The 19,407-nt window shown below is 74.8% G+C and carries 14 protein-coding genes and 1 pseudogene; 12 read left to right on the top strand and 3 right to left on the bottom strand.

Annotated features, from left to right (window positions below):
• Window positions 1–6: 6 nt before the first annotated feature.
• From CYQ11_RS06290 to CYQ11_RS06250, 9 genes and pseudogenes are all read left to right on the top strand, one after another.
• A pseudogene (locus CYQ11_RS06290) lies at window positions 7–185 on the top strand (transposase); the annotation flags it as partial.
• A gap of 195 nt (window positions 186–380) precedes the next feature.
• Window positions 381–887: a ribonuclease FAU-1 family protein gene (locus CYQ11_RS06285; RefSeq protein WP_240003665.1), complete on the top strand. Its 507-nt coding sequence runs from the start codon at window positions 381–383 to the stop codon at window positions 885–887.
• A 35-nt stretch (window positions 888–922) separates the two neighbouring features.
• Window positions 923–2,464 carry a carboxyl transferase domain-containing protein gene (locus CYQ11_RS06280; RefSeq protein WP_099202062.1) on the top strand — a complete coding sequence of 514 codons (1,542 nt, stop codon included), beginning with the start codon at window positions 923–925 and terminating at the stop codon, window positions 2,462–2,464.
• Between the two features lie 259 nt (window positions 2,465–2,723).
• The gene (locus CYQ11_RS06275; RefSeq protein ID WP_099202204.1) at window positions 2,724–3,974 is read left to right on the top strand and encodes an ATP-grasp domain-containing protein; all 1,251 of its coding nucleotides are present in this window, start codon (window positions 2,724–2,726) and stop codon (window positions 3,972–3,974) included.
• On the top strand, window positions 3,971–5,746 hold the full coding sequence (locus CYQ11_RS06270; protein ID WP_099202063.1) for an IucA/IucC family protein: 1,776 nt from the start codon (window positions 3,971–3,973) through the stop codon (window positions 5,744–5,746). The genes CYQ11_RS06275 and CYQ11_RS06270 overlap by 4 nt, the downstream gene beginning before the upstream one ends.
• A 71-nt stretch (window positions 5,747–5,817) precedes the next feature.
• Window positions 5,818–7,563 (top strand): IucA/IucC family protein, encoded by a 1,746-nt coding sequence (locus CYQ11_RS06265; protein WP_099202064.1) that lies wholly within the window; start codon window positions 5,818–5,820, stop codon window positions 7,561–7,563.
• Complete coding sequence (locus CYQ11_RS06260) at window positions 7,560–8,744, top strand: type III PLP-dependent enzyme (RefSeq protein WP_099202065.1); 1,185 nt, start codon at window positions 7,560–7,562, stop codon at window positions 8,742–8,744. Before CYQ11_RS06265 ends, CYQ11_RS06260 begins: the two co-directional genes overlap by 4 nt.
• A gap of 209 nt (window positions 8,745–8,953) precedes the next feature.
• Window positions 8,954–10,807, top strand: coding sequence for an asparagine synthase (glutamine-hydrolyzing) (asnB, locus tag CYQ11_RS06255; RefSeq protein WP_099202066.1), 1,854 nt, complete (start codon window positions 8,954–8,956; stop codon window positions 10,805–10,807).
• An 87-nt stretch (window positions 10,808–10,894) separates the two neighbouring features.
• The gene (locus CYQ11_RS06250; RefSeq protein WP_181143592.1) at window positions 10,895–11,269 is read left to right on the top strand and encodes a GntR family transcriptional regulator; all 375 of its coding nucleotides are present in this window, start codon (window positions 10,895–10,897) and stop codon (window positions 11,267–11,269) included.
• A gap of 63 nt (window positions 11,270–11,332) precedes the next feature.
• On the opposite strand, the gene CYQ11_RS06245 is transcribed toward CYQ11_RS06250, so the two are convergent.
• Window positions 11,333–12,454, bottom strand: a complete 1,122-nt coding sequence (locus CYQ11_RS06245) for a DUF5925 domain-containing protein (RefSeq protein WP_099202205.1) — start codon at window positions 12,452–12,454, stop codon at window positions 11,333–11,335.
• Between the two features lie 113 nt (window positions 12,455–12,567).
• On the opposite strand from CYQ11_RS06245, the gene CYQ11_RS06240 reads away from it, so the two are divergent.
• The 3 genes from CYQ11_RS06240 to CYQ11_RS06230 all read left to right on the top strand — a co-directional run bounded on the left by CYQ11_RS06240 (window position 12,568) and on the right by CYQ11_RS06230 (window position 14,963).
• Complete coding sequence (locus CYQ11_RS06240) at window positions 12,568–13,965, top strand: xylan 1,4-beta-xylosidase (RefSeq protein WP_099202068.1); 1,398 nt, start codon at window positions 12,568–12,570, stop codon at window positions 13,963–13,965.
• A gap of 102 nt (window positions 13,966–14,067) precedes the next feature.
• Window positions 14,068–14,322, top strand: a complete 255-nt coding sequence (locus CYQ11_RS06235; RefSeq protein WP_099202069.1) for a hypothetical protein — start codon at window positions 14,068–14,070, stop codon at window positions 14,320–14,322.
• Window positions 14,319–14,963 carry a hypothetical protein gene (locus tag CYQ11_RS06230; protein WP_099202070.1) on the top strand — a complete coding sequence of 215 codons (645 nt, stop codon included), beginning with the start codon at window positions 14,319–14,321 and terminating at the stop codon, window positions 14,961–14,963. Before CYQ11_RS06235 ends, CYQ11_RS06230 begins: the two co-directional genes overlap by 4 nt.
• A gap of 45 nt (window positions 14,964–15,008) precedes the next feature.
• On the opposite strand, the gene CYQ11_RS06225 is transcribed toward CYQ11_RS06230, so the two are convergent.
• Together CYQ11_RS06225 and CYQ11_RS06220 are read right to left on the bottom strand one after the other, a co-directional pair.
• Window positions 15,009–18,620, bottom strand: coding sequence for a lipopolysaccharide biosynthesis protein (locus CYQ11_RS06225; protein WP_099202071.1), 3,612 nt, complete (start codon window positions 18,618–18,620; stop codon window positions 15,009–15,011).
• Window positions 18,613–19,401 carry a polysaccharide deacetylase family protein gene (locus tag CYQ11_RS06220; RefSeq protein ID WP_181143832.1) on the bottom strand — a complete coding sequence of 263 codons (789 nt, stop codon included), beginning with the start codon at window positions 19,399–19,401 and terminating at the stop codon, window positions 18,613–18,615. Before CYQ11_RS06220 ends, CYQ11_RS06225 begins: the two co-directional genes overlap by 8 nt.
• Window positions 19,402–19,407: the final 6 nt, after the last annotated feature.

Here is a 19,407-nt window from a genome sequence, read left to right as displayed (position 1 = left end):
GATCTTGTGGTGGGTCGGGGTGAGCTGACGGATGTGGCGTGGGAGCGGATAGCGCCCCTGCTGCCTGGTGCTGACGGTAGGGGCGGCCGTGGCGGGATCACCGGCAGGTGATCAACGGGGTTCTGTGGCGGTTGCGGACCGGCGCCCCGTGGCGTGACTTGCCCGAGCGCTACGGGCCGTGGCAGAGGTCCACCTCGCCGCACTCATCCTCTGGCTCCGAGAACCCGCCCAAGATCGTTTGTCAGACAGAACCTAGGGGGCGTCCGAAGGCCCGGCGCCTTCGCGCCGGGCCGCCGGACGGATTAATCACTGGCTCCACGCCGCACCATGGGAAATGCTGCACCCGTTCGACGACGGTGAGGCAAGGAGCGAGGTCAGACATGAGCGAGGCGCCCATGAGGCTGGCGGCAGGCACCACGGTGACGGTCGCCCTGGAGAAGGCCGGCCGGGTCAAGGTGCGTTATCCCGCCGCGGTCGTCTCCGACGACGGCGCGCACGTGGTCGTGCGGGCGCCGTGGGCCGGGGAGAAGGACCGGGACTTCGGGTTCGTGCGGTTCGAAGGGGGCGACGTCTTCACCGAGCACTACTGGCGCGACCGCTGGTACTCCGTCAAGGAGGTGCGCGACGCGGAGGGGGCGCTCAAGGGCTGGTACTGCGACGTCGCGCGGCCGGCCCGGGTCGGGCCGGAGGGGATCGCCGTCGAGGACCTCGACCTGGACCTGTGGCTCTCGGGGGACAGGAGCGCCGTCCTGCGGCTGGACGAGGACGAGTTCGCCGCCAGCGGCCTGGCCGAACGGGACCCGGAAGCGGCCCGCGCGGCCTGGCGGGCGCTGGACGAGCTGGAGGACCTGGCCAGGGGCGGGGACTTCGAGGACCTCCTCGTCTGACGATCTTCCCGACGCGACCGTGACAGGGTGACCTCATGACCGAGCGCAGCACGCCCCCTCCCGCCCCCGTCTCCGCTCTGGACCTCGTCGCGGCCGTCGTGGACCCCGGCACCTGGCGGTGCTGGGACGAGCCCGTGCCCCTGGCGGCCGACGACCCGGCCTACCGCGCCGACCTGCTGGCCGCCCGGGAGCGCACGGGCCTGGACGAGTCGGTCGTCACCGGTGAGGGGCGGGTGCGCGGGCGCCGGGTGGCCGTGGTGGCCTGTGAGTTCCGCTTCCTCGGCGGGTCGATCGGCGTGGCGGCGGGGGAGCGGCTGGTGCGGGCCGTGGAGCGGGCCACGGCGGAGCGGCTGCCGTTGCTGGCGGCGCCCGCCTCGGGCGGCACCCGCATGCAGGAGGGGACCATCGCCTTCCTCCAGATGGTGAAGGTCACCGCCGCCATCACCGACCACAAGGCCGCCGGGCTGCCCTACCTGGTCCACCTCCGCCACCCCACGACCGGCGGCGTGCTCGCCTCCTGGGGTTCCCTCGGGCACCTCACCGCCGCCGAACCGGGTGCCCTCATCGGTTTCCTGGGGCCCCGGGTGCACGAGGCGCTGTACGGCGAGGAGTTCCCGCCGGGCGTCCAGGTGGCCGAGAACCTGCTGGCCAACGGTCTGGTGGACGCCGTCCTGCCGGCCGGGCTGCTGGCGGAGGCCACCGCCCGGGCGCTGTCCGTGCTGTGCGCGGACGACGCCGGGAGCACCACGGCCGGCGTGCCCGCCCCGGCGCAGGCCGCCCTCGCCGAGGCGCCGTCGGCCGAGGAGTCGATCCGCCGCTCGCGCCGCCCCGACCGCCCCGGCGTGCGGGAGTTCCTGCGGGTGACGGCCGCCGACGTCACACCGCTGAGCGGTACGGGCGCGGGGGAGCGCGACCCGGGGCTGCTCCTCGCGCTCGCCCGCGTCGGCGGCACCCCCTGCGTCGTGCTCGGCCACGACCGGGGCACCCGCGACGGCACTCCGGTCGACGGCGCCCCGGCCCGGGGGCAGGCGCTCGGGCCCGCCGGGCTGCGGGCGGCCCGGCGCGGCATGCGCATCGCGGCCGAGCTGGACCTCCCGCTGCTCACGATCGTCGACACGGCCGGTGCCGCGCTGTCGCGCGAGGCCGAGGAGGGCGGCCTGGCGGGGGAGATCGCCCGGTGCCTGGCGGATCTGGTGGCCCTGCCCGCGCCGACCGTGTGCCTGCTGCTGGGCCAGGGCGCCGGCGGCGCGGCCCTCGCGCTGCTGCCCGCGGACCGGGTGGTGGCGGCGCGGCACGCCTGGCTTTCGCCGCTGCCGCCGGAGGGCGCCTCGGCGATCCTGTACCGGACGACGGAGCGGGCGCACGAGGTGGCGGAGCGTCAGGGGGTGCGGAGCGCCGACCTCTTGGCGAAGGGGATCGTGGACCGCATCGTAGAGGAAGAAGGGGACTTCCTTTCCACTCTCGGGCGTGTGATCGGAGCGGAGATGGCTGCTCTCAGGGCAAGTGACCGGCGCGAACGCCGTGCGGCCCGCCGTGCGCGCTACCGGCGCCTCGGCGGCCCGGACCGCGCCCAGTGACCCGGCACCGAAGAAACGGGTGCATTGCGGGCGTACACCCAAGGGGAATTGACAAGGTTAGGTTTGCCTAACCTAAGGTCTCTCGTGTGAACGTCATCGCGCCCCCGCTCCGAGCGACCCTGTACAGGCTGCGCAGAGGGCTCGCCACGCTCCTCGCCGCGCCGGGACCCGGCGGCGCCGCGGCTCCCGAGTAGGCGCTGCCCAGGGCGGTGTCGCCCGGCCGCCCGCTTCGCACACCCCTGCCCCGAAAGGCATGCCCGTGCGCCTGTACCTCCTCGCGCTCAACCCGACCGACTCCGTCACCGAGGGCTTCCTGCCCGCCGCCGCCCGCCTCGGACTCTCCGTCACCCTCCTCACCGACCAGCCCGCCGCCCACCGGCGCGCCCACGAAAGACACCCCCGCGGCCCCGCCGCCGGCGCCGGCCCGCTGCCCCCCGTCGACCTCGCCGGCTGCGACGTACGCGACTTCCGCGAGGTCATAGGCCGGATCTCCGCCCTCGGCGAGCCCGGCGCGGTGTTCACCAACAGCGACCACCTCCAGACCCAGGCCGCCCTGGCCGCCGACTACTTCGGTCTGCCGGGCAAGGACTGGCGGGCGGCCCTGCGCACCAAGAACAAGGCGCAACTGCGCCGCAGCCTGGCCCGGGCCGGCCTGGACGCCGTCCGCTCGGCCGAACTCCTGCCCGGCGAGGACCCCGCCGCCCTCACGGCCGGCCGCCCGCCCCGCCTGCGCGCGACCGACTTCCCCTGCGTGGTCAAGCCCCGCGAGGGCGTGGCCAGCGAGGACGTCGTCCTCGTCGGCGACGCCGCCGAACTCGCCGCCCGCGTCCGGGAGATCCGCGCGCGCCGGCCCGGCGAGGCCCTCGTCGTGGAGGAGTACCTGGAAGGACCGCTGCACACCCTGGAGACCCTCGGCGACGGCGACACCCTCCACGTCCTCGCCTCCTTCGAGACCGAGCTCTGCCCGCCGCCCCACTTCGTCGAGGAGCGGATGCGGCTGCTGCCCGCTCCGCCGGCTCCGCACACCCGGCAGGTCCTCGCCATGCTCCGGGCGCTCGGCGTCGGCTTCGGGGCCTGCCACACCGAGTACGCGGCCCAGGGCGAAAGGGCCAGGATCATCGAGGTCAACTACCGTGCCGTGGGCGACCAGTGCGACCTCGCCCTCGCCGAGGCGCTCGGCGTCCCGCTCTTCGCGCACATCCTGCGCACCCACCTCGGCGAGCCACTCCCGGCGGATCTCGGTGCGCGCCGGGACGGCCGGGTACGTATGGAGTACGTGTGCGCCGAGCGCGGCGGCATCCTCAAGACCGCGCCCGGGGCGAGCGACACCGAGCACGACGGCGTGCACCTGGTCTACCGGCCGCTGCGCGAGCTCGGCGAGGAACACCCGCGCCACCGCACGAACCGCGACTACCTGGGGGTGGTGCGGGCGACCGGTACCGACCAGGACCGGATCGACCGGGCCGTCGCGGACTTCCTGGCGTGCCGACGATGGGAGATCGTCTCATGAGCACCGCTGCGACTGCCCGGACGGCGAACGCCGCCGAAGCGGCGAACGACGCGGCAGAGAACGACCTCCTCGGCAGGGTGCTCAGCACCCTCCTGCGCGAGAACGCCTACGGGCTGCGCAGCAGAGCCGCCACCGAGCGCCGCCCCGACGGCGACTGGCTCCGCCTCCCGGCCGGGAAGGAGACGTTGCTGCTTCCGGTGGGCCCCGAGGGCTTCCAGTGCGAGGTCCAGGCCCGCGAGCCCGTGCTCCACACCCCCGGCGGCCCGGTGAGCGGACTGCGGCCGGTCCTGACCCGGCTGCGCGCGGCCGCGCCGGACGAGGACCGCGCCGGCTTCGACGCCTTCCTCGCCGAGTGCGAGGAGGCGCTCGCCGCGGCCCGGCTGCACGGCCTCGTGCGCGACGCCGTCGTGGACCGCCTGTCCCGGACCTACGGCCACTCCACCGCCGGCTGGACCGGGCTGCGCGGCGCCCTGGCCTTCGACACCCTCGCCGCCTTCCGCGACCACCCCGTCTACCCCACCGGCCGGGCCCGCTCCGGCCTCGGCGAGCGGCAACTGCGCGCGTACGCCCCCGAGTTCCACCCCGTCTTCGCACTGCGCTGGCTCGCCCTGCCGGCCGGCGCCGTCCACGGCGAGCGCGGCGAGCTGCCGCACTGGTGGCCCACCCCCACCACCCTCGGCCTGCCCCGCCGGCTGGACGCCACCCACCTGGCGCTGCCCGTCCACCCCCTGACCGCCGACGGCCCACTCCCCGGCGCCCTGCGCGCCGCCGGCCTCGCGGACCACGCCCACCTCGCCCCGAAGCCCTGGCTGGAGGTCACCCCCACCCTGTCCACCCGTACGGTCGCCGTCGCCGACGACCCCGAGACCCACCTCAAGCTGCCGCTCGCCACCGCCACCCTGGGCCTGCGCAACCGGCGCACCATCAAACCCGGCGCCCTCGTCGACGGCGAGACCGGCCAGCGGCTCCTGGAGGAGATCGTCGCCCGGGAGCCGCGCTTCGCCGGCACCGTCCTCCTCGCCGACGAGCGCACCCACCTGCGGGCCGGCCACGAACTGCTCGTCACCCTGCTGCGCCGCTACCCGGCCGGGCTCGACGACGCCCACGTGGTGCCCGTCGCGGCGCTGCTGGCCCGGGCCCCCGACGGGCGCCTGGTCGCCGACGCCCTCGCGGAGCGCTACTACGGGGGCTCCCTGGTCGCCTTCGTCGACGCCTACCTGACGCTCCTGCTGGACTGGCACACCACCCTCTTCTCCTACGGCATCGCCCTCGAATCGCACCAGCAGAACACCTCCGTCGTCCTCGACGAGCGCGACGGCAGACCGCGGCTGCGGCTGCTGCTGAAGGACAACGACGGGCCGCGCGTGCACTCCGTACGGCTCGCCGCCCGGCTCGGCGGCGCGGCGGCCGACCTGCTCGGCTTCGACGACCGGCGGATCCTCGTGGCCGGCGACGGGCCGGTCGCCGACGTCTTCGCGACCATCACCGTCCACCTGTGCGCCGGCGCCCTCGCCTTCGAGCTGGGCCGGCTCGGCAGGGGACCGCTGGAGGGCTGGCTGCGGCAGCTGCGCGACCGGCTCGCCGAGGCCACCGACCGGCTCGCCCCCGGCACGGCCGCCGTCCTGCGCGCCCGCGTCCTGGACGCCGACCGGCTGCCCGTCAAAGCCATGATCACCGCGGGCACCCTGCTCACCAAGGAGCGCTCCGGCGCGGCCGACATCAACAAGTACTACGTGGAGGGCCCCAACTACCTCCGCCCGGCCGCGAGGTGAACGCCCGGCCGGCCCTCCGCCCCCGACCGTGTCCGCCGGCACGCCCACCCTCCTCCGCTGGAGTCGCTGAAATGTGCTCAGCCCCCTCTGCCGCCCGCTCCACGGCCACCCCCGCCAGTCCCCCGGCGCCGGCCGGCCCGGCCACCGCCGACCACGTGGTCGCCCACACGCTGCTGAACTGCCTGCTGCGGGAGGTGGCCGGGCCCGAACACCAGACCGCCGTCGCCGACGGGCATCTGCTGCTGCGCCTGCCCCGCGGCGGCACCCTGCTGCGGGTCCGGCTGCGCCGCGCCTCCCTGATCGGCGCCCACCGCTTCACCGGGCCGGCCACCGAACAGCGCGGCAGCGTCTGGGCCGAGCTGTCCTGGCGGCAGCTCGCCGAGCGCGTCCACCGCGAACTGGAGCTGCGCACCGGTGTCCGCAACGACGAGTTCCTCGACCAGGTCGCCTCCAGCCACGCCGGCACCACCGCCGCCCTCGCCGCCCGGCAGCCGGACGCCGCCGGCCGCGAGGGCGCGGACCGCTACCTGGACTCCGAGCAGTCCCTGCTCTTCGGCCACCGCTTCCACCCCACCCCCAAGGCCCGCACCGGCGCACCCCGCGACTGGGACCGCTACGCACCCGAGGCCCGCGCCCGCTTCGCCCTGCGCCACCTGGCCGTACGCCGCTCCCGCCTGCGCCAGGAGGTCACCGGACCGGCCGCGGCCGCCGCGTTCGACCGGATGGGCGGGGTGCCGGAGGGCTACGCGCTGCTGCCCGCGCACCCCTGGCAGTACGGCATGCTGAAGGACCACCCCGCCCTGCGCGCCGCCCTGGGCCGGGGCGACGTGCTCGACCTCGGGCCGCGCGGACCCGAGTTCGCGCCTACGGCCTCGGTGCGCACGCTCTACGACGGCCGGGACTTCCTGAAGTTCAGCCTGAACATCCGCATCACCAACTGCCTGCGCAAGAACGCCGAGTACGAACTCGCCGGCGCCGTCGCCCTGTCCCGGCTGCTGGAACCGGTCGCCGCGGACCTGGCCGCCCGCTTCCCCGGCGCCGAGCTGCTGCGCGAGCCCGGCTACCGCACGCTCGACCTCGGCAGCCGCGAGCTGGCGGAGGGCTTCGGCGTCATCGTCCGCGAGGGGCTCGGCGCCCGGCTCGCGCCGGGCCTGACCGCCCTGCTGGCCGCGGCGGTCGCCGACGAGTACCCCACCGGCGGGGCACAGCTGTCCCGGCTGCTCGCGGGGGCCGGCCCGGACCGGGCCCTCGCCTGGTGGAACGCCTACCTGCGGCTGCTCGTCCCACCGGTGCTGGCCGCCTACTTCGACCACGGCGTCGTCCTGGAACCGCACCTGCAGAACGTCGTCGTCGGCGTCGACGAGGAGGGCATGCCCCGGCAGGTCCTCCTGCGCGACCTGGAGGGCACCAAACTGCTCCCGGGGCACCACGCCGCGGCCCTCGCCGCCCTCGCCCCGGACGTGGCCCGGGCCATGAGGTACGACCCCGAGCGCGGCTGGAACAGAGTCGTCTACTGCCTCGTCGTCAACCACCTCGCCGAGATGCTCGCCGCCCTCGCCGACCGCCACCCCCGCCTGGAGCCCCGCCTGTGGTGCGCCGTGCGCCGGGAGCTGGCCGCGCGCTGCGCCGCCCACGGCGCGCCGCCCGCCTTGCGCGCCCTGATCGCGGGGGCGCCGCTGCCGGCCAAGGCCAACCTGCTCACCCGCTGGGAGCGCAAGGCGGACCGGCACGCCGGTTACGTCCGCATCGGCTCGCCCCTGGGGTCCGACCTGCTCTGCGAAGCCGCCCGCACCGAACCCTGGAGCACCCCGCGATGATCACCCCTCCCGTCGCCGCCCTCGCCGCGCGCCTGCCCGCCGGCCGGCTGCCCGCCTACGTCCACGACCTCGCCGCCCTGGACGGGCACGCGGCCGCGGTGCGGGCCGCCCTGCCGCGCGCGGTGGAGCTGTACTACGCGGTCAAGGCCAACCCCGCCGCCGAGATCCTGGCGGCTCTCGCCCCCCACGTCTCCGGCTTCGAGGTCTCCTCGGGCGGTGAGCTCGCTCACGTCCGCGCGAGCGTCCCGGGGCTCCCGCTGGCCTTCGGCGGCCCCGGCAAGACCGAGGAGGAACTCCTCCTGGCCCTCGACGCGGGCGTCCGGCGCTTCCACGTGGAGAGCGAGCGGGAGCTGCGCCTGCTCGCCGCCCTCGCCGACGGGCGGCCCGGTGGGGCGCCGGTGGACGTCCTGCTGCGGGTCAACCTCCCCGCCGCCCCGGGGGATCCGGGCGGGGCGGCCCTGACCATGGGCGGTGGCCCCAGCCCGTTCGGCCTCGATCCCCGCGCCGCCGCCGCCTGCGTGCCCCTGCTGCGCGGCCGGCTGCGGCTGCGCGGCGTCCACGCCCACCTGGCCAGCGGCCTGGACGCCCCCTCCCAGCTGGCCGTCGCCGCCGCGGTCGCCGGCTGGGCGCGGGAGTTCGGCGACCGGCACGGCTTGGCCGTCCCCGAGGTGTGCGTCGGCGGCGGCATGGCGGTCGACTACACCCGGCCCCGCTCCCGCTTCGACTGGACCGCCTACGGGCAGGGCCTGGCCGCGCTCGCCGCCGAGCACCCCGGCGTCACCTTCCGCGTCGAGCCCGGGAGATCCCTGACCGCGTACTGCGGCTGGTACGTGACCGAGGTCGTCGACCTCAAGCACAGCCACGGCGAGGCCTTCGCCGTCCTGCGCGGCGGCACGCACCACCTGCGCACGCCGGTGGCCAAGGGGCACGACCAGCCCTTCACCGTGCTGCCGGTCGACGTCTGGGAGCACCCCTGGCCGCGGCCGGCGGCCCTGGACGAGCCGGTGACCCTCACCGGTCAGCTGTGCACGCCCAAGGACGTCCTCGCCCGGCGCGTGCCGGTGGCGGAGCTGAGGGCGGGGGACCGGGTGGCCTTCGCCATGGCCGGGGCCTACGCCTGGAACATCTCGCACCACGCGTTCCTGATGCACCCGGCGCCGGAGTTCCACTTCCTGGCGTGAGGCCGGGCCCAGCGGCTCGCGCGGGGGCGGGATCCGGCCCTTCGAGGAGCCGGGGCACGGCTTTGCCGAAAGTAGATGGTAGATGCATCTATATCGGCGTAGCGTCGGCTGCGCGGCCCCGATCGCGGGGGTGAGGGGCCGCGGCCACGGGGGCAGAGCCGAGGCCCCGGGACCACCGGGGCGGCCTACCGAGAGGGGACACCGCGACCATGTGCGGGATCACCGGATGGATCTCCTACGACCAGGACCTCACCACCGCGCGCGGCACGCTGGAGGCCATGACGCGGACCATGGCCTGCCGCGGACCGGACGCCGGCGGCGTATGGCTGGACACCCACGCCGCCCTGGGACACCGCAGGCTCGCCGTCATCGACATCGAGGGCGGCAAGCAGCCGATGCTCGTCGAACACGACGGCCGCACCCTGCTCGCCACCACCTACAGCGGCGAGGTCTACAACTACCGTGAGCTGCGGGCCGAACTCCAGGCCCACGGCCACGCCTTCCGCACCGACAGCGACACCGAGGTCGTCCTCCACGCCTACCTCGAGTGGGGCGAGTCCTTCACCGAGCGCCTCAACGGCATGTACGCCTTCGCCCTGTGGGACCCGCGCGCCGAGGAACTCCTCCTGGTCCGCGACCGCATGGGCATCAAGCCCCTCTACTACTTCCCGACCGCCGACGGAGTGATCTTCGGCTCCGAGCCCAAGGCCGTCCTCGCCCACCCGGTGGTGCGCCCCGCCGTCGACGCCGAGGGCCTCGCCGAGATCCTCGCGTTCACCAAGACCCCGGGCCACGCCGTCTACAAGGGCATGTACGAGCTGCGCCCCGGCCACACCGCGCGCGTGCGCCGCGAAGGGCTGACGGTGCGCCGCTACTGGGGCCTGGAGGCGCGCGAGCACACCGACGACGTGCCCACCACCGTCCGGCACGTGCGCGACCTGCTCGACGACATCGTCGCCCGCCAGCTCGTCGCCGACGTCCCCCTGTGCACCCTGCTCTCCGGCGGCCTGGACTCCTCCGCCATCACCGCCCTCGCTGCCAAGGGCCTGGGGGAGGCCGGGCGCGGGCCGGTGCGCTCCTTCTCCGTCGACTTCGCCGGCTACACCGAGAACTTCAAGGCCGACGACCTGCGGCCCACCCCCGACGGTCCCTACGCCCACGCCCTCGCCGAGCACGTGGCGTCCGACCACACCGACATCGTGCTCGACACCGCCACCCTCATGGAGCGGGCCCACCGCGACGCCGTACTGACCTCCCGCGACCTGCCCATCGGCTTCGGCGACGGCGACACCTCGCTCTACCTGCTGTTCAAGGCCATCCGCGAGCAGTCCACGGTCGCCCTCTCCGGCGAGTCGGCGGACGAGATCTTCGGCGGCTACCGCTGGTTCCACGACCCCGAGGCGGTGCACGCCGACACCTTCCCCTGGATCGCCGCGGGCACCTTCGACCGCTTCTCCGGCGAGGGCAGCGGCAGCCGCACCGCCCTCCTCGACCAGGGCGTCCTGCGCAAGCTCGACCTGCCCGGCTACCAGGACGCCCGCTACCGCGAGGCCCTCGCCGAAGTGCCGGCGCTGCCGGGCGAGAGCGGCCTGGAACGGCGCATGCGCGAGGTGAGCCACCTGCACCTGACCCGCTTCGTCCAGCTGCTGCTCGACCGCAAGGACCGCGTCAGCATGGCCGTCGGCCTGGAGGTGCGGGTGCCCTTCTGCGACCACCGCCTCGTCGAGTACGTCTTCAACACCCCCTGGGCCATGAAGACCTTCGACGGACGCGAGAAGTCGCTGCTGCGCGCCGCCACCCGCGACCTGCTCCCCGCCTCCGTCGCCGACCGCGTCAAGAGCCCCTACCCCAGCACGCAGGACCCCCGCTACGCCGAGGTGCTGCGCGCCGAACTGCGCCGCGTCGTCGCGGACAAGGACGCGCCCGTGCAGCCGCTGCTCGACCGGGCCGCCGTCGCCGGCTCCCTCGACGAGGACGCGGGGGACTCGTTCCGGTCCACCACGGAACTGGTCCTCGGGCTCAACACCTGGCTGAGCGCCTACGGCACGGCGCTCGAGCTCTAGCGCGCCGCGGGCACGACCGGCGGCACTGGCGCACAATGGACGGCACCACACGCCGCCCCACCGCCACCGCCAGCCAGGAGTCCCACCGTGGCCTTGCAGATGACCGTCGACCCGGACGCCGCCGAGCCCCCGTACGAGCAGATCCGCGCCCGCATCGCCGAGCGCGCCCGCTCGGGGGCGCTGCCCGTGGGCTACAAGCTGCCCACCGTCCGCGGCTTCGCCGAGGAACTGGGCCTCGCCGCCAACACGGTGGCCAAGGCCTACCGGGCCCTGGAGGCGGACGGCGTGATCGAGACCCGCGGCCGGAACGGTACGTTCATCGCGGCGCCGGGCGACACGGCGGCCCGTGAGGCGGCCTCGGCGGCCCGCGCGTACGCCGAGCGCGCCCAGCGCCTGGGCCTGGGCCGGGAGGCCGCGCTGGACGCCGTGCGGGACGCGCTGCGCGCGGTCTACGAGCGCTGAGCCCGCCCCCGCCGCCTCCCGCCACCGGGACCCCCGGTCGCGGGAGGCGGCGGGGGCGGACCGCTACAGGTACAGCCCCGCGTCCGCTCCGCCGCCCTGCTGCTCCGGCACCGAGGCGGGCACCGTGCCGCGCCGCAGCGCGAAGAGCTCGGCGAGCGTGGCGCCGTGACGGCCCACTCCCTCCTCGCGGCCCAGCCAGCCCACCGCCTCCGCCCGCGTCAGCGGCCCCACCTCGATCCGGGCCAGGCACCGCCCCGGCCGGACCACCGCCGGGTGGAGGCGCTCCAGGTCCTCGTTGGTGGTGACGCCCACCAGGACGTTGCGGCCCTGCCCCAGCAGACCGTCCGTCAGGTTGAGCAGGCGGGAGAGCGCCTGGCCCGCCGCGTGCCGGGCCTCACCGCGGATCAGTTCGTCGCAGTCCTCCAGGAGCAGCAGCCGCCAGCGGCCCCGCTCCGACCCGTCGTCCTCACCGATGGCGATGTCCATCAGATAGCCGACGTCGTTCAGCAGCCGCTCGGGGTCCAGCACGCAGTCCACCTGGCACCAGTCCCGCCACGAGCGGGCCAGGGTGCGCAGCGCGGACGTCTTGCCCGTGCCGGGCGGGCCGTGCAACAGCAGCAGCCGGCCGGCGATGTCGTCCGGGGTGACCTTCATCAGCCGGTCCATCGCGTCGGCCACCGGCGCGGTGTAGTTGGCGCGCACCTCCTCCCACGTGCCCGCCGAGATCTGCCGCGTGGTGCGGTGCGGGCCGCGCCGCGGGGAGAGGTACCAGAAGCCCATGGTGACGTGCTCGGGCTGCGGCTCGGGCTCGTCCTCCGCCCCCTCCACCGCCCGCTCCAGCACCGTGCGGGCCAGCTCGTCGCTGACGGCCGTCACCGTCACCTCGGCGCTGCCCCGCATCCAGCGCGCCGCCAGCAGCCGCCAGCCCTCGCCCTCGGCCAGGACCGCGCTGCGGTCGTCGTCCCGCGCGGACCGCACCACCGTGGCCCCGGGCGGCAGGAGCGTCGCCCCGGACCGCACCCGCTCGACCGAGTGGCCGCGTGCGTAGGGCTGTTCACCCGTGCTGAAGGGCCCCAGGAAGAGGGCGTCGACGACGTCGGCCGGGGAGTCGCTGTCCACGTTCAGACGGATGGAGGGGGAGGCGGAGGGGAACCGGGGACTGGCGGCGGTCGCGTCGGCACACATGCCGCCCATGATCCGGCACGGAACGTCCCGGCGCACCCCGGTTGTCCCCGGTTCCGGCCCCGCCTGCCGGGAAGCCCCCGCACACCGTTTCCACCGCGGTTACCCTTGCCGTGATGGGACGTCATCGTGGAGGTCGGGCGTTGCTTCAGGCGGGCGGTGGGCGACCCCGGGCGGGGCGGTGGCGACTTCCCGCCCTGCTCGCGGGGACCGGCCTCGTGCTGGGCCTGGTGCTCGCCCTGGTCGTCCTGGCCTGGCAGTCGGGCGTCGGGGGCACGGGCCCGCCCGGCCGCGCCGGCGGTACCGCGGCCGACCTGGGCTGGGGCTTCACCCACACCCAGTACAGCGCCGATCTCGGTCAGGACGGCGCCCGCAAGGCCGCGGTCACGGCCCTCTCCGCCGATCCGCTGCCGCAGAACCAGCACATCATGGGCTGGGGCGCCGACAACCCCGAGCCCCGGCCCGGCGCGTACAACTTCTCCGACCTCGACCGGCGGGTGGCGCTCATGCGCAGGAGCGGCGGCGCCCCCGTGCTCACGCTGTGCTGCGCGCCGGACTGGATGAAGGGCGGCGGCACCCGCACCGACTGGTCCCAGAAGTCCCTGGAGAAGGCCCCCGAGCGGGCCCACTACCGCGACTTCGCCAAGCTCGCCGGCGTGATCGCCGCACGCTATCCGGACGTGCGCCACTTCATCGTGTGGAACGAATTCAAGGGCTTCTACGACGAATCCAGGAACCGCTGGGACTACGAGGGCTACACCGAGCTGTACAACCTCGTCTACAAGGAAGTGAAGAAGCGGAACAGACACGCCCTCGTCGGCGGCCCGTACGTGGTCATGGACAGCGAGGCACCCGGCAGCGAGACCAACGCCTCGCGGCTCCAAGGGGACTGGGGCGTGGTCGACCAGCGGGCCATCGACGCCCTGGAGTACTGGGACGAGCACAAGGAGGGCGCCGACTTCGTCGTGGTGGACGGCTCCAGCTACACCCGCACGGGAAGCCGCACCCTCCCCGACGAGTTCGCGGCCACCGCCAAGTTCGCCGACGTCACCACGTGGCTGAACCGCACCACGGGCCTGCCGGTGTGGTGGGCCGAGTGGTACGTGGAGCCCGCCGACGCCCACGACGAGCGCAAGCTGTGGACCGAGCCCCACCGCGTCGCCGTCCAGGCCGTCGCCATGATGCGGCTCGCCGAGTCCGGCGCCGCGGCCGCCTTCTACTGGAACCCCGAGGAGCAGGGCCCCGACTGTCCCGGCTGCCTGTGGCGCAGCACCGAACTGGGCGACGGCGGGGGCGGTCTGCCGATGCTCGGCCTGCTGTCCCGGTTCGCCAAGGAGTTCCCGCCCGGAGCGGACTTCCGCCCCGTCGACGTGGAGGGCGCGGACGGCGCCCGTCTGAGGACCCTGGCCGCCGGTGACGCCCTGCTGGTCGTCAACACCTCGGACCGGGGCGTCACGGCGCGGGTCGACGGGCGCACGGTCGATCTGGGGGCGTACGAAGCGCGCTGGCTCTGACCGCGCGGACCCGTCCACCCGGGTGGACGGTCACGGCCGTTGCCTTATCCCCCGGGGCGGGGGAACACTTCGAGCGGCGTCAACCGAGGGGAAGGAGACCCCGTGCCGGAGAACGAGAGTCAGGCGCTGGTCATCGTCGACGCGGAGGACAACTACTACGTCCTGCCCAGGGAGGCCGTCGAGATGGCCAGGGCCGCCCCTGAGGCCAGGGCCGTCATCGAGGAACACCTCGGCGGGAGCGAGAAGGTGCCCCTGGCCGGCGGCTACGCCTTCGTGGGCGTCCTGACCCTCCCCGGCGAGGCCGAGATGGCGCACTACACCCCCGAGGTCGCCTGGCCGGTCGCCACCACCTCGTGACGCGTCCCGTGATCCCCTCCGGGGCCCTCCCGCGCCACGCGGCCGTCACCCGGGCCCAGTACCGCTCCTTCGCCGCCCTCGGCCACGTCGCCCTCCCGGGCCTGTGGGACCGGGCCCTGGCCGGCCGCCTCGCCGCCGAAGCCCGCGCGCGGCACCCCTTCGCCGAGATCCCCCGGAGCGGCCCGCGCACCCCGGTCTCCGCGCGCCGCACGGCCCGCCGGGGCACCCCCGCGGCGAGCGGCCGCCTTCTGGCGCGGGTGCACCTCTCGCTCGTCGGCACCGCCCGGGCGGTGACCGGGCGGCTCCTGGTGCCCACCTTCGCGGCCTACGGCTACTACGAGGACGACGACGAGGTCTTCCTGCACGTCGACACGGAACTGTGCGATCTGACGCTCCTCACCACGGCCTTCGGCGAGGTGGGACCGCTCCACGTCCACCCCGGCCTGATCGGCAGCAGCATGGAGCAGCTGGGGGCGCTCGAAAGCGATCCCGCCTGGGACCGCACCTCGGGGACGCGCGTCACCTACCCGGCCACGGGCGTGACCGCCCTCAACGGACACGTCCTGCCGCACCACCGGCCGGGACGGCCGGTGCCGGGGGGCAGCGCGGTCGCGGCCCTCTGCTACCGCGCCCTCTTCTGAGGCGGCCGGCGGGAAGGCGGCGGGCGGCCGGGCCGCCCTGGCCGGCTAGGACATCGTCGCCATCCGCCACACCAGTGACCCCAGCACCACCACCAGCAGCGGCACCGCGAACCAGAACGCTCCCCGCACCCACCGCAGCTGCCGCACCCCCGGCCCCGCGCCCACCCGCACCAGCTCCCGCACGGTCAGCAGCACCAGCAGCGCCACCGCGGCCAGCCCGCCGACGACGGACACCGGATTCCAGGTCACCCGGGGCCCGGCCGGTCCCGGCCGGGGCTCCGGGGCGGCCCCGGCGGGCTTGTCCTTGAGCTCGTAGAGCGCGGCGTCGGCGTTGACCAGCACCCGGCGCAGCTCCGGACGGCCGTCCAGGGCGCGCCGCGTCCGCTGCTCCCAGTCGGGCGCGTAGCCGGCGCTCATCTCCAGATAGACCGACTGGCCCCGGCTGACCATCAGATAGGCCCGGGGCCCGGCCCGGCGCAGCGCCTGCACCAGGTCGGGCACCTGAGCGGGGTCGCGGGGGGCGAGCGTGGGTTCGTAGAGCACCCGCTCCATGTCGCGCGCGCCCCAGGGCATGGAGGGCGTGACGTCGTTGACCGTGTCGCTGCTCATCCACAGCAGCCGCACGGTCGGCTCGTCGTGGCGGTAGACGTAGTCCATGGCGGCGGCCTCGCCGGCGCGGACCCGTTCGAAGGACTCGTTGCCCCAGCGCGCCACCAGGAACCCGAAGACGAGCACCACACCGGTGAGCAGGACGGCCACCGGCCCGCGGTACGTTCGGCCCGGTCCGGTCGTCGTCTTCGGGAAGAGCGCCAGCGCGGCCAGCACACAGGCGCCGGGCAGCGCGAACAGGAAGACGCGCAGCGCCACTTCGCCGCCGTAGGACTGCATGCCGAAGGCGAGGAACGGCACGGCCGTGAGCACCAGCAGCGAACGGTCGCCGACCTTGGCGCGGCGCCGCCGCCACCAGCCCAGGGCGGCGCAGGCCAGCACCCCGCACGCCAGCGCGACCCGGATGGAGAGCACCAGTTTGTGCGTCTGGCTGCCGCCCTCTATGCGGCCGGAGACGGACGAGGAGACGTTGCCGCCCAGTGAGCCGAGGCCACCGAACAGCTCGTCGAAGTGGCCCGACCAGTAGGGCTCGGCCAGGAACCCCACCCACACCGCGAGGATCACCCCGCACAGCAGCGGCAGCCCGGTCAGGGCCGAACGGCGCACCAGCACCAGGGCGGTCAGGACGCCCAGCATGACGAACGGCGTGAGCTGGTGGCTGGTCACCGACGCGGTGAACAGGGCGAGCAGCAGCGCCAGCAGGGCCGTCAGCTCACCGCGCCCGGCCCGGGCGACCTCCCGCTCGCCGGGCAGCAGCTTGCCGCGCAGCTGCCCGGGCCAGCGGAACCACACCAGGAGCACGGCCACGAACAGCAGGTAGAAGAGGTAGTTGAGCGACTGCGGGGAGAAGTAGTCCTGCCCCACCCAGCCGCACAGCGCGAACAGCCACAGCGCGGTCCACTTCGCCCGCCAGCCCGCCCGCACCGCCCGCAGCAGCAGCGCGAGGGGCGCCAGGCACAGCAGCTGCACGGCCGTCGGCCACCAGCGCAGCACCTCGGTGAGGTCGTGCACGCCGCAGGCACGGGCGGCGAAGGCCACGAGGGCGAAGAAGCCGGGCCAGCTCCAGCGGGCGTCGAGGTCGGGCACCGCCGTGCCCGTGCGGTCGATGTAGTCCAGAAAGCCCAGGTGCTGCCAGGCCGTGGCGAAGCGCGGCCGGTCCTCCAGCAGCGCGGGCACGGCGTGCAGGGACACCACGGTCAGCAGCAGGATCGTCAGCAGCAGCCAGGTGCGGGGCCGGTCCAGCCACAGCGCCGACGCGAAGGCCAGCACCAGCAGCGCCGCCCCCACCAGCGTCGCCACGGGCAGCACGGACACCAGCCCCAGCCCGCCCATGCCGTCCAGGCTCACCTCGCCGACGGCCTTCAGCGGCAGCCAGTACAGGGCCAGCGCGGCGGCGAGCAGCAACCAGACCGCGGCCTCGGGCGTGCGCCACCGGGGTCTGGCCGGGGACACCGCGGCCTCGTCGGGACCGGGCGGCGCCGGGGCGCGCTCGGCCGCCTCCCCGGCGGGCCGTACGTCCGGGCGCCGCTCCAGGTGGTCGATGTCCACCCGCACGCCCAGCGGAACCGTGTCGGCGTCGAGGACCTTGCGCAGGGCCCGGCGCGTGCCCAGCCGGGTGGTCTCCCGCTCTCCGTCCGCGTCGTCGCGCCGGTCGCCGTGCACGGCCAGGTCCGCCAGGTCGCCGTCGGGCGGCGTCTCGGTGGTGACGGGCGCGGCGGGGGAGGCGGGCACCCGCGCGGCCTTCAGGACGGCCCGCAGCTTCACGGCCGCGATCGAGACGATCACCGTCAGGCTGCAGATCTCCGCCACGCCCGCGCCCGTCAGCCCCATGCGCGGGAGCAGCAGCAGCGTCAGGCCCAGGACCAGGAAGCACAGCAGGCCCTGGAGGTAGGCGAGCCCCGCCGTGCGGCTCTGCGCCCGCAGTACCGCGAAGTACACCTCCATCACCACGCGCAGTGCCGCGCCCACCGCGAACCACCGCAGCAGCGGGGTCGCCGCGTCGGCGTAGCCCTGTCCGAAGACCCGCAGGACGTGCGGGGCCAGGACGAAGAGCAGCACGCACACCGGCACCATGATCTTGGCCATCCGGCGCAGCGCCGCCCGGCAGTTCTCCGCCAGCCGCGCCGGGTCGTGCGAGCCCTCGACCGTCAGGGAGGCGCCCATGTTGATGGCGAGGAGGTTGACCGTGCCGCCGATGGTGGAGGTGATGTAGAAGTAGGCGTTGTCGGCGGAGCTGACCTGCGCCGCCACGATCACCGGCACCAGATAGACCACGGCCAGGGAGAACAGCGACCCCGTGCAGTCACCGGCCAGGAAGCGGCCCATCTCGCGGTAGGAGGCCGGCTGGGCGCTCTCCTCGGTCGCCCGCACGTGGGCGGGCACCAGCCGCCGGAAGACCAGCCAGCCCAGCGGGACGACCGACACCGCGATCGAGACCACCCAGGACACGAACACCCCGGACACCGGTAGCGTCGCCGCGAGCCCCACCAGCAACGCCAGTTTCACGGCCGAGAAGACCGTGTTGCCCACCGGCACCCACAACGCGCTGCGCAGCCCGGTCAGCACCCCGTCCTGGAGCGTCAGCAGTGACCACGCCACCACCGCCGCCGCGAACCCGAGGCCCGGCAGCACTCCGTGCAGGAAGGCGTAGGACGGCCCCCACAGGTCCAGCGTCAGCAGGAAGACGCCCGCCGCCACCGCGACGAGCGCCGAACTTCCCGCGTACGTACCGAGGACGAGGCGTCCCGTGGTGCGCCCCGCGACCGGGATGAAGCGCGCCAGCGCGCCCGTGAGGGTGACCGCCGTCAGCCCCGCCAGCAGCTTCATGGCGGCGATCGCCGCCGAGCCCTGGCCGACGGATTCCTCCGTGTAGTAACGGGCGGCCACCAGCCAGAAGCCCACCCCCAGGACGGCGCTGATGCCCGTGTTCAGCATCAGCGCGAAGGCGTTGCGGAACAACGGGCTGCCGCCTCCCCGGCCGGGGAGCCGCAGCCGTCGGGCGGCGGGCTCCACCGCTCTTTCCTCGGTCCGGGTGGAGGTGTCAGACACGGGCCTCGATCGCTTTCCTGACGCCGCTCTTCCTGAGGAGACCGCGGCTTCTGCGGACGACTGCGTACCCCTTGGTCAGGACCCGGTCCGCCACGAACAGCCGGCCGACCCGGCGGCCCTCGACGAGCCGCTCGAACTCGGCCGTGGACGTGGAACGGCGCACGGTCACCCGCTCCAGGGCGTACGGCCCCTGACGGCGGACGGCCAGCGCGTTGCCCACGGCGAGCGAGACGCCGAATCCGGCCGCGCGCACCGTATCGCGCACCCGGCGGCTGGAGTAGCCGTACGGGTAGGCGAAGGACCCGGGCGGGTGACCCAGTTCGAGGGTCAGCAGATCGCGGCAGTGCCGCACCTCGAACCACAGCCGCTCGTCGGTGAGCTGGTCGAGCTGGGGGTGGGTGTGGCTGTGCCCGCCGATCTCCACGCCCGCCGCGGCCAGCTCCCGCAGCTGGTCCCAGCTCAGCATGAGGTCGAGCGCGCCCCCGGTCTCATGGGCACCGCGCAGCCACCCCGTGGAGGCGAACAGCGTCGCGGCGAAGCCGTGTTCGGCCAGGACGGGCAGGGCGTACCGGTGCACGCCCTCGTAGCCGTCGTCGAAGGTGATCAGCACCGGCCTGGGGGGCAGCCGGCCGCCGCCGCGCCAGGCGGCGGCCAGCCGGCCCGCGGTCACCGGCGTGTGGCCGGAGTCGGCCAGCAGCCGCATCTGTTCGGCGAAGGCGCCGGGGGAGACCGACAGCCCGTACGCAGCCCGGGCGGGCGCGTGCGCCACCGCGTGGTACATCAGGAT

Origin of the sequence: Streptomyces cinnamoneus, assembly GCF_002939475.1 — a bacterium.
GTDB classification, from domain to species: Bacteria; Actinomycetota; Actinomycetes; order Streptomycetales; family Streptomycetaceae; genus Streptomyces; species Streptomyces cinnamoneus_A.
This window is presented reverse-complemented; position numbering and strand designations above follow the sequence as displayed.